Origin of the sequence: Hymenobacter coccineus (assembly GCF_001816125.1) — a bacterium.
Lineage (GTDB): Bacteria > Bacteroidota > Bacteroidia > Cytophagales > Hymenobacteraceae > Hymenobacter > Hymenobacter coccineus.
The window spans coordinates 1-9,234 of sequence record NZ_MDZA01000091.1 but is presented as its reverse complement, the minus strand read 5'-3'; the positions used below and the strand labels follow the sequence as shown (position 1 = coordinate 9,234).

Below are 9,234 nucleotides of genomic sequence, written 5' to 3'. Positions count from 1 at the left end.
GTTTCGGGGCGCGGGATGAGGGTGGCGGGCGTCACTTCCAGCTCCATGCCGGCGAAGTAGGCGGTGCCCAGCACGTACTGCACCGGCTCGTGGGCCAGCAGGCGGGCCTCCAGGGCCGGCAGCTGCTGTTGCACGCCGCGGGCACGCCTCCTGGGCGCGCATGCGGCGCTGGAGCGCATCGAGGCCCAGCACGTGCTCGGCCACCAGCGCGGCGATGGCGGCGGCCTCCGGGGCGGGGTAGGTGGCGGCGAGGGCCAGGGCGAGGTGGTCGGTGAGGGCACGGGTGGTCATCGGGCAAAGGTGGGGCCCCGGGCAACATCCCGCCGGCTTTCCCCGCAGCACCCACCCAAGCCACGGGCCATTGCCGGCCAAAACCACGGAGCCCCTGCCCTTCGAAACCCGGCGGCGCGGCCATTGCGCAGAAGCTCGCGGCTACCAGGCTGGCCTGGCCCGCCTGGTTTTCCGGCTGGGGCCCCGCGCCCGTACTTAGTGGAAAACTACAGGAGCCCAATTTATGCAGACGCTTACCCGTAACCAGCCGATTCCGGTGCATCCGTTCGAGCAGGACGGGGCCACCGGGAGCAACTTGTTCACCATCGTGCGCTCGGAAGGCGACTTGCCCTACGAGGAAAACCTGCTATTGCCGCACCGCAAGGCGTATTACCTACTGGTGTTTGTGAAGCACAGCCGCGGCCGGCACTGGGTAGACGCCACGCCCTACGAGCGCCAGGACAACGCGCTGTACTTCACCGCGCCCAGCCAAATATTGGTCAAGGAAGCCGCCACGCCCTTTTGGGGCACCCGCCTCGAATTTACCGACGAGTTTTTGGCCTTGCAGCAAAACGCGGCCCTGCGGGAGCTGCCCCTCATCCAAAACCCCCACCGCGGGCACGAGCTGCTGCTCACGGCGGCCGATGGGGCCCTAGTGGAGGAGCTGCTGGCCAAAATTGAGGCCGAGCACCACCGCCCCGGCGAGTGGCAGCACCGCATGCTCACCGCCTACCTCACGGTGCTACTCACCTACTTGAGCCGGCTGTACACCGAGCAGTTCACGGGCGCCGAGCCCTCGGCCGACCAGCACCTGCTGAAAACCTACCGGGCCAAAGTGGAGGAATGCTACCGCGAGCTGCACGAGGTGGGGGCCTACGCGGCGCTGCTCCACATTTCGGCGGGGCACCTGAGCGAGGTGGTGAAGGCCCAGAGCGGCAAGCCGGCCATCAAGCACCTGCACGAGCGCCTGGTACTGGAGGCCAAGCGCCTGCTCCTCTACACCCCGCTCTCGCTCAAGGAGTTGGCCTTCGACCTCGGGTTTTCGGAGGCGTCCTATTTCAACCGCTTCTTCAAGCGCGAAACCGGCGTGACGCCGGCCGAGTACCGCGCCACCATCCGCAAAATGTACCAGTAATGCCGCGGAATGGGTGCCAGCCGCGCAAGGGGGCCCCGGTAATTTTGTGTTGTCAACCACCTAAGCAACTGACTAGCATTCTCCATGAAGACAGCACTCATCACCGGCGCCAACAAAAGCATTGGCTTTGAAGCGGCCCGCCAACTGCTCCAGCACGGCTACCACGTGTACCTGGGCAGCCGCGATTTAGCAAAAGGCCAGCAGGCCGCCGACCAGCTCAAATCGGAAGGCTTCGCCGAGGTCGAGCCCATCCAGATCGACGTAACCGACGGTGCTTCCATCGCCGCCGCCCGGCAGGCCCTGGGGCAGAAAACCACCGTTCTGGACGTGCTTATCAACAATGCCGGCATCAGCGGGGCGTTTCCGCAAGAAGCGCTCGGCACCGACGTCCGCGCAATTAAGGAGGTATTTGAAACCAACGTGTTTGGGGTCGTTGGGGTGACGCAGGCCTTCGTCGACCTGCTGCGGCAGTCGCCCGCGCCCCGCATCGTGAACGTGACCTCCGGGCTGGGCTCGCTCACGTTGCACAACGACCCATCCTGGAAGTATTACGCCGTGAAAGCCGCCGCCTACAATACATCCAAGGCGGCCCTGAACGCCTACACCATCATGCTGGCCTACGAGCTGCGCGACACGCCCTTCAAAGTGAACGCCGTGGACCCCGGCTACACCGCCACCGACTTCAACCACCACAGCGGCCCCGGCAGCGTGGCCGATGCCGCCGCGCGCCTGGTACGCGCCGCCACGCTGGGACCCGACGGCCCCACCAGCCAGTTCTTCAGCGACGACAACGCACCCGAAACGGGCATCAGCCCCTGGTAAAACCGGCGGTCTCTGGCCCGTGGCAACAGCCCGGCCGGGCTGCTTTGCCATTGCGTGTGCGCGGGCAAGACAGCCCGGCCGGGCTTGCTGTTTCTCAACAGTTTCTGGCGGAGAAGCACCCGCATCCGCCCGCCGCGCGGGGCCCCACCTATAGCCATTTCGGGACTAGTGGACGTAGGGGCGGGGCTTGCCCCCGCCCGCAGGTCGCGCCCGCCCTACAATTCCGTTCCAGGACGGGCGGGGGCAAGCCCGCCCCTACACTACGCATAAACTCCGAAACCGCTGTAGTTACGGGGTGCGTAAAGGCAATGCTGAGCCCCACCGGCCGGCGCAGCAGCCAGCAGCCCCGCGGTGCGGCGGCGCGGTTACTTTTGCGGCATGGCCGACGCCCCCTTCCCCGACGCTCCCGACGACGCTTTGTTTATGCGCCGCGCCCTCGACTTGGCGCTGCGCGGCACCGGCTACGCCCGGCCCAACCCGCTGGTGGGCTGCGTAATAACGCACCAGGGCCGCATCATCGGCGAGGGCTGGCACGAGCAGTACGGGGGCCCCCACGCCGAGGTGAACGCCGTGGCCAGCGTGGCCGATAAGTCGCTGCTGGCGGAGAGCCGCGTGTTCGTGACGCTGGAGCCCTGCGCCCACCACGGCAAAACGCCCCCCTGCGCCGACCTGCTCATCGCCCACGGTGTGCCCGAGGTGGTGGTGTGCAACGACGACCCGTTTGCGCTGGTGGCGGGCCGCGGCAACGCGAAGCTGCGCGCCGCCGGGGCCCTGGTGAGCACCGGCCTGCTGGCCGCCGAGGGCCGCTGGCTGAACCGGCGCTTCTTCACCTTCCACGAAAAAAAGCGGCCCTACCTGGTGCTGAAGTGGGCCGAAACGGCCGATGGCTTTTTGGCCGGGCGCTACTTCCAGCCGGTGGCCATCAGCGGGCCCCAGGCGCGCGTCCTCACCCACCAATGGCGGGCCGAGGAGCAGGCCATTCTGGTGGGCACCCGCACGGCCCTGCACGACAATCCCCACCTGAACGTGCGCGACTGGCCAGGCCCCGACCCGCTGCGCGTGGTGCTCGACAAAAACCTGTGCCTGCCGCCCACCCACCACGTGCTCGACGGCCAACAGCCCACCCTGTTCTACACCTACCGCCAGCGCCCCGACGCCCCCAACCGCGCCTACGCCACCCTCACCGAGGCCGACGACCTGATGCCCCAGATAATGGCCGACCTTTGGCAGCGGCAGGTGCAGTCGGTGCTGGTAGAAGGGGGCCCCACGGTGCTCAACGCCTTGCTGAATGCGGGGCTGTGGGATGAAATCCGCGTCTTGCGCAGTCCCCGCACGCTGGGGGCTGGCATCCCCGCCCCACGCTTGGGCCTCAGCGGCTTGCAGAGCGTCGAAGACGTGGGCGACGACCAGTTATTTCGCTACCTGAACGAGTAGCGTGGACTCTGCGAGTCCGCGCGTTACTTAATTTAATCTATTTGAACCACCACCTATAAACGCACGGACTCGCAGAGTCCACGCTACCTCCAATGGCCGAAACCCTCGCCCTCACCGCCACCACCAAAGCCGCCCGCTACGCCGAGCTGCTGCCCCAAATCGACGCCCTCACCGCCGGCGAGCCCGACCTCACCGCCAACCTGGCCAACACGGCCGCCGCACTGCGGCAGGCGTTCGGCTTTTTCTGGGTGGGCTTCTACCTCGTGAAGGGCGACGAACTGGTGCTCGGGCCGTTCCAGGGCCCCATCGCCTGCACCCGCATTCGCAAGGGGCGCGGGGTGTGCGGCGGCAGCTGGGCGCAGGCCCGCACCCTGCTCGTGCCCGACGTGGAGCAGTTCCCCGGCCACATCGCCTGTAGCTCCGATTCGAAGTCGGAAATCGTGGTGCCCGTCCTCAAAAGCGGCGAAGTGGTGGCCGTGCTCGACGTGGACAGCGACCAGCTTAACGACTTCGACGCCGACGACCAAGCCGCCCTGGAGCAGCTGATGCAGCAGGCAGCGCAGTGGTTCTAGGTAGGGGCCCTGGGCGGCGGGCGACTCCGCCCCGGGGCTTGATGCCTGGATTAAATAATTATTAATCAGTTTATAATCACAAACAAAAAACCTGGGGCGGAACTTTGGGTGGCACCCTCCTGCCCAACCCCTGCTCCCATGCGCAAGCAATCGTTGTTCGCCGCCCTGCTGGGCCTACTCCTACTAGTGGGCGCGGAGCTACCGGCCGCCGCCCAAGCCACCAACAAAGACCTGGCCGGCAGCATCGCTATGTCGCCCGACCACACCACCCTGCTCAGGGCCCTGCAAGCCGCGGGCCTGGCCGATGCCGCCAAGGGCCAGGGCCCCTACACCGTGTTCGCGCCCTCCAACGAGGCGTTCGACAAGCTGCCCGCCGGCACAGTCGACGACCTGTTGCTGCCCGCTAACCAAAAGATGCTCAGCAACATCCTTACCTACACGTGGTGCCCGGCAGCTATAAAGCTGCCTCCCTTACGGATGGCCAACAGCTCAAAACCGTGCAAGGCGAAATGCTGACGGTGAAGAAACAGGGCGAGAGCGTAATGATTGTGGACGCCAAGGGCGGCTCGGCCACCGTGGAGAAGGCCGACATCACCACCACCAACGGCGTCGTACATTCCATCGATGCCGTGCTGATGCCCAGCAAATAACTGCCGCTCAAGAAACCTAAAAAGCCGGCTGCTCGACGAGCGGCCGGGCCTTTTTAGGTTTCTTGAGCGGCAGTTCCAGATGAGGCCCGGGCGCGGCAGTCCAGGAATTGCCAGCGGGAGCCCCAGCTTAGTTCCTGGGCAGTGGGCAGGTGCTGCCGTTGCAACCTATTGGCTAATTGGCAGCTCCTTGCGGCATGGCTCACCGCGGCTACTTTCTAGCAAGCCTGCTACTGGGGGCCCCAGGGGCAGCCCGGCCCAGGCCCTTATTACCGGCACCGTGGTGGAGCAGCGCACTGGTCAGCCGGTGCCCTTCGCCACGGTGGAGCTGCTGCGCTTGCAGGCCGGGGCCCAAGGCAACGCGGCCGGCGCGTTTCGGCTGGTGCTGCCCGCGGCTTCGGATCCGACCGATTCGCTGGTGGTTTCGGCGCTGGGCTACGGCCCGGGCCGGGTGGCAGTGCCCGCGGCCGGGCCCCTGCGGGTGCAGCTGGTGGCCCTGCCGGTGGCGTTGGGGGCGGTGGTGGTGCGGCCCGGGCCCGTGGTGGTGGTGGGGCCCATCGGGCGCAGCCACCGCCTGGGCTACGCGTGCAGCGGGCCTGGGGCCAGCAGCCGTGGCTACCAGCTGGCGCGCTTTTTTGCTCCGGGCGCGGCCGGCTACCTCCAGCAAGTGGCCTTTCTGCTAGGCAATGGGCTCATCCAAACCCTGGGCACGCCCTGCGATGGCAAAGCCCTGAGCCAGGCCCCGTTCCGGGTGCGCCTCTACGCAGCCGACGGGCCCGGTGGGGCCCCGACACCGACTTACTCACCAAAACCCTGCTCACTACTCCCAGCCGGGAAGGGTGGCACGCCGTCGATCTAACAGGACTCGCCCTCCAAATTTCACCCGCCGGCCGGCTTCTTCGTAGCCCTGGAATGGGTGTACACCGACGACCGTTTTCTGTGCCGCTACGAAACCACGGGGCTGGACAAACAGCCGCGCCCCACCAGCCGCTACGGGCAAGTGCTGCAAGGCATGAGGGAGGCGCAAAACCTGGGCTGGGTCTTCGTGGCGGGCCGCGGCTGGCACCCCCTGCCCGCCTATCAAAACGTGGTGTACAACCCCGCCATTCAGGCCACCATTGCTACCGAATGACGGCGGGTTCAGCCACCAAAAAGGCCCGGCAGCTCGATGAGCTGCCGGGCCTTTTTGGTTGTTAAGCAAACGCTTAGTCTTTCTCGAACACCTTCACGACGAACACGAAGTCTTGCAGCTTCTTGATTTGCTGAGGGCGCGGGGTGCCCACTAGGCGGTTGGTATGGGGCAGGTGGTAGGGGGCGGCGGGCTGCTTTTTGGCCAGCGAATCGACGAGGCGCAGCAACAGCGACGACTTGGTGGCGAAGGCCGCGCTCTGAGCGTCGCTCTGGCGGCCGCTTACCACGCCAATGAGGTTGCCGTGCTCGTCAAGCAAGGGCCCCCCGGAGTTACCTGGGTTCACCGGAATGCTGACTTGATAGAAGGCCGTGTCGCCGCCGAAACCCGAGCGGGCGCTTAGGGCCCCGTCGCCGTACACCATGTCCTCGCGCGGGTAGCCCAGGGTGTACACCCGCTCGCCCAGGTCGGCCTGCCCGGCCTTGAAGGTGTAGGGCAGGCGGCCAAAGCCGTTGAAGTCGCGGTCCTTGATGCGCAGGATGGCCAAATCGTGGGCCCGGTCCGCGTACACCGTTTCGGCGTGGTAGTGCTGCTGGTCGCGGCCTTCAATCAGCAGCGAATCAGCGCCTTGGATTACGTGGTAGCTCGTGACTAGGTAGCCGTCGGCGGTGAGGGCGAAGCCCGTGCCGCTGAACTTGCCGTTGTTAACGGGCGCTGGGGCCCCGCCCTTGCCGGTATCCACTTGGTTGAGGCTGCGGCTGAGGGCGCGCTGGTTTTTTTGCAGCTGCTTCAATTCCAGACGCAGCATTGTGTAGCCGTACGTCGAGGGCTTGGCACTGAACGTCCGCCACGCTTCCAGGCCCAGCAGCGAGCCAAACACGGCCAGCACCGCCACCGAGGCGGCCACGCCCACGGTGGCCCGGTGCCCGCTCCAAAAATCGCGCAGCACCCGCTCGGTGCGCGAAATGCGCAGCAGCGGGTTCACGGTGGCGCGCAGGGCCCCGGGGGCCGGCGCGTCGGCCGCTGGCTGCTGCGCCGAGGTTTCGGCCAGCATTTCGGCGTGCAGGTCACGCAGCTGCTGGCGCAGGGCGCGGCGCTGGCCCACGGCCCGGAGCGTGCCCGTCAGCTCGTCGAAATCGGCGTAGCGCAGGGCAAAGTCGGGGTCGGCGCCCAGGCGGGCCTCCAGGCCGGTGCGGGCCGGCGGGGCCAGCTCGCCCCGGGCGTAGGCGTCAAATAAGGCGTAGTAATCGGCTTCGGTTTGCATGGCGGCGGCAGCTTTTCAGTTATCAGTTGGCAGTGAGCAGTTATCCATTAGCGGCGGGGGCCCCGGAAAGGGCCAGCTGCAAGCCGGTAACTGCACCTTGTTCACTGTTCACTACTCATTGATAACTGTTCACTGAAATTCTAGATAGGGGCTTCCTTGTAGTGGGCAAAGAAGAGTTTTTTGAGGCGCACGAGGCACTTATATTTTTGGTTTTTGGCGTTGTCGGCGTTGGTATAGCCGAACTCCGCCGTCAGGTCTTGCATGGATTTCTCCAGCAGGTAGAAGCCTTCGAGCAGCGAGCGGCACGGCTCGCCGAGGTGGTCGAGGGCCTCGCTCATGGTGGTGAAGCGGCGGTCCTGTTCCTCGGCGGCGAGCAGGTCGTCCTCGGCCCCGGTGTGGTGCAGGGGCCCCAAGTCTTCGTCTTCCTGCAAGCGCACACCGAAGCGGCTTTTGCTGGTGAGGCGCTTGAGCCAGAGGCGGCGGCACACGGCGTAGAGGTAGGTTTTGATCTGGCAGCTAAGCTCAAGCGAGCCGTCGCGCACCTTTTCATAAAAAACCATCACGCCTTCCTGATACACGTCCTGGGCGTCGTCGTCCGAGCCGCTGTTTTGCAGCACGAAGTGCGACACCATGGGCCAGTGCAGCCGGTAGAGCTGCGCCAGGGCCCGCTCGTCGCCCCCACGGATGGCGGCAATCAAGGCTTCGTCGGGGGCGGGTACCAAGGGAGTCGAAGATGAAGAAGAAGAGTCGCCTCTGCTCATTCGCTTTGGGGGTTAATACAAGGAAGGGTGGGAAGTAACCCGCCGGAAAAAAAGTTTTGACGGGCGGGTTACCTTTTACGGAAAGACGGATAAAGAGCGATTTTCAGTTAAAATCTTTTCAAAAATACCCCAACATGAACAAGCTCGTTAAATTTGCTGCCCTGGGCCTCGCCCTCACCGCTGGTCTGTCGTCGTGCGAGTCGAAGACCGCCGAAACCACCACCACCACCCCGGCTACCACCGAGACCACCACCACCATGAGCACCGACACCACCGCAATGGCTCCGGCCGCTGACGGCGCGATGGCTCCTGCTGCTGGCACCACCACGGCTCCTGCCGATGGCGCCATGGCTCCTGCTGCCACCACCACCACCACCACCGAGGCTCCTAAGTAGTTGCCCGCCGGCCTTCGGGCTGGCTCGTACCCCCCCGGTTGAACAGCCCGGATTTTCCTCATGGAAAGTCCGGGCTGTTTTTTTATGCCCTGTAATGGGCATTAATTATCAGGGTAATAAGCATTGCCTATCAGGCTACCAGGGCCAGCAAATCGGCGGCGATGCCGGGCCAGGGCTGGTGCAAATCGAGGGTGGCCACGCGCACGGGGTGGGGCCCCAGGGTGTAGCGCGCGTCGAGCGGGGGCGCGGCCGGCGCGGGGGCGGCGGGGTACAGCAAAATGCCTTCCAGGGCCTGGCCGGGGGCAGGCGCCTGGTTTTGCAGGTAGGCAAACAGCTGGTAGAGGTGGGGCGCGATGAGGCGCGGGCGGTCGTAGCGCGGGCGCAGGGCGGCGGCGTAGTACTTGGTGTCGAGGATGATTTTGCGGGCCGGGCTCTCCAGCGTCGTGTCGGTGAGCATGGTGGGCAGCAGGTCGAGGTCGGCGGGCGCGGCGGCCTGGGCCTGCCAGGCAATGGTTTCGGCAAACACCCGGTACTGCCGCTGCTCGCGTCGGTAGAAGTTGCGCACAAACTGCTCGAACAGCCGCGCCATCAGCGGCTCATCGCGCCGGAAATCCAGCACCCGGCTGCGGCCCGGGCCCGGCGCGGGCAGCGCGTGCCGCCACACCAGCTCGCACAAGTGCAGGGCAAACGCCGCCCTCGCCCCCCCACCGCTGCCGGTGCAGGGCCCCAAACAAAGCGGCCGACGGGGCCCGGCCGGCCCGAGCCCGGGCCCCCCGGGCAGCCGCCGCCGCAAGTGCTGCACTTC

General features: G+C 66.0%; 10 protein-coding genes and 1 pseudogene. 8 read left to right on the top strand and 3 right to left on the bottom strand.

Annotated features, from left to right (window positions below):
• Positions 1 to 514 precede the first annotated feature (514 nt).
• The 7 genes and pseudogenes from BEN49_RS06955 (at position 515) to BEN49_RS06925 (ending at position 6,012) form a co-directional block, all read left to right on the top strand.
• A complete protein-coding gene (locus tag BEN49_RS06955) occupies positions 515 to 1,405 on the top strand; it encodes an AraC family transcriptional regulator (RefSeq protein ID WP_070742331.1) in 891 nt (296 codons plus the stop codon).
• An 84-nt stretch (positions 1,406 to 1,489) separates the two neighbouring features.
• Positions 1,490 to 2,227 carry an SDR family oxidoreductase gene (locus BEN49_RS06950; RefSeq protein ID WP_070742330.1) on the top strand — a complete coding sequence of 246 codons (738 nt, stop codon included), beginning with the start codon at positions 1,490 to 1,492 and terminating at the stop codon, positions 2,225 to 2,227.
• Between the two features lie 378 nt (positions 2,228 to 2,605).
• Entirely contained in the window at positions 2,606 to 3,661 is a 1,056-nt protein-coding gene (gene ribD, locus BEN49_RS06945; protein WP_070742329.1) for a bifunctional diaminohydroxyphosphoribosylaminopyrimidine deaminase/5-amino-6-(5-phosphoribosylamino)uracil reductase RibD, read from the top strand.
• A 92-nt stretch (positions 3,662 to 3,753) separates the two neighbouring features.
• Positions 3,754 to 4,233: a free L-methionine (R)-S-oxide reductase MsrC gene (locus BEN49_RS06940; RefSeq protein WP_070742328.1), complete on the top strand. Its 480-nt coding sequence runs from the start codon at positions 3,754 to 3,756 to the stop codon at positions 4,231 to 4,233.
• A gap of 138 nt (positions 4,234 to 4,371) precedes the next feature.
• Positions 4,372 to 4,883, top strand: a pseudogene (locus tag BEN49_RS06935) (fasciclin domain-containing protein).
• A 277-nt stretch (positions 4,884 to 5,160) separates the two neighbouring features.
• Entirely contained in the window at positions 5,161 to 5,739 is a 579-nt protein-coding gene (locus BEN49_RS06930) for a hypothetical protein (protein ID WP_070742327.1), read from the top strand.
• 57 nt (positions 5,740 to 5,796) lie between these two features.
• Positions 5,797 to 6,012 carry a hypothetical protein gene (locus BEN49_RS06925; protein ID WP_070742326.1) on the top strand — a complete coding sequence of 72 codons (216 nt, stop codon included), beginning with the start codon at positions 5,797 to 5,799 and terminating at the stop codon, positions 6,010 to 6,012.
• A gap of 73 nt (positions 6,013 to 6,085) precedes the next feature.
• Here BEN49_RS06925 and BEN49_RS06920 read toward each other — a convergent pair whose 3' ends face one another.
• A complete protein-coding gene (locus BEN49_RS06920) occupies positions 6,086 to 7,273 on the bottom strand; it encodes a S1C family serine protease (RefSeq protein ID WP_083325851.1) in 1,188 nt (395 codons plus the stop codon).
• A 140-nt stretch (positions 7,274 to 7,413) separates the two neighbouring features.
• Positions 7,414 to 7,995: an RNA polymerase sigma factor gene (locus BEN49_RS06915; protein ID WP_239691848.1), complete on the bottom strand. Its 582-nt coding sequence runs from the start codon at positions 7,993 to 7,995 to the stop codon at positions 7,414 to 7,416.
• Positions 7,996 to 8,168: 173 nt separating this feature from the next.
• Here BEN49_RS06915 and BEN49_RS06910 point away from each other — a divergent pair, with 173 nt between their 5' ends.
• Entirely contained in the window at positions 8,169 to 8,429 is a 261-nt protein-coding gene (locus BEN49_RS06910; protein ID WP_070742324.1) for a hypothetical protein, read from the top strand.
• A 130-nt stretch (positions 8,430 to 8,559) separates the two neighbouring features.
• Here the strand turns inward: BEN49_RS06910 and BEN49_RS06905 are convergent.
• A partial coding sequence (locus BEN49_RS06905) for a 5-methylcytosine restriction system specificity protein McrC (RefSeq protein WP_204376070.1) occupies positions 8,560 to 9,234 on the bottom strand: 675 nt, incomplete at its 5' end.

Excerpts from the sequence above, each read along its gene's own strand:
- BEN49_RS06955 (WP_070742331.1), top strand. The coding sequence starts at position 515 with ATGCAGACGCTTACCCGTAACCAGCCGATTCCGGTGCATCCGTTCGAG.
- BEN49_RS06950 (WP_070742330.1), top strand. The coding sequence starts at position 1,490 with ATGAAGACAGCACTCATCACCGGCGCCAACAAAAGCATTGGCTTTGAA.
- ribD (WP_070742329.1), top strand. The coding sequence starts at position 2,606 with ATGGCCGACGCCCCCTTCCCCGACGCTCCCGACGACGCTTTGTTTATG.
- BEN49_RS06940 (WP_070742328.1), top strand. The coding sequence starts at position 3,754 with ATGGCCGAAACCCTCGCCCTCACCGCCACCACCAAAGCCGCCCGCTAC.
- BEN49_RS06920 (WP_083325851.1), bottom strand. The coding sequence starts at position 7,273 with ATGCAAACCGAAGCCGATTACTACGCCTTATTTGACGCCTACGCCCGG.
- BEN49_RS06910 (WP_070742324.1), top strand. The coding sequence starts at position 8,169 with ATGAACAAGCTCGTTAAATTTGCTGCCCTGGGCCTCGCCCTCACCGCT.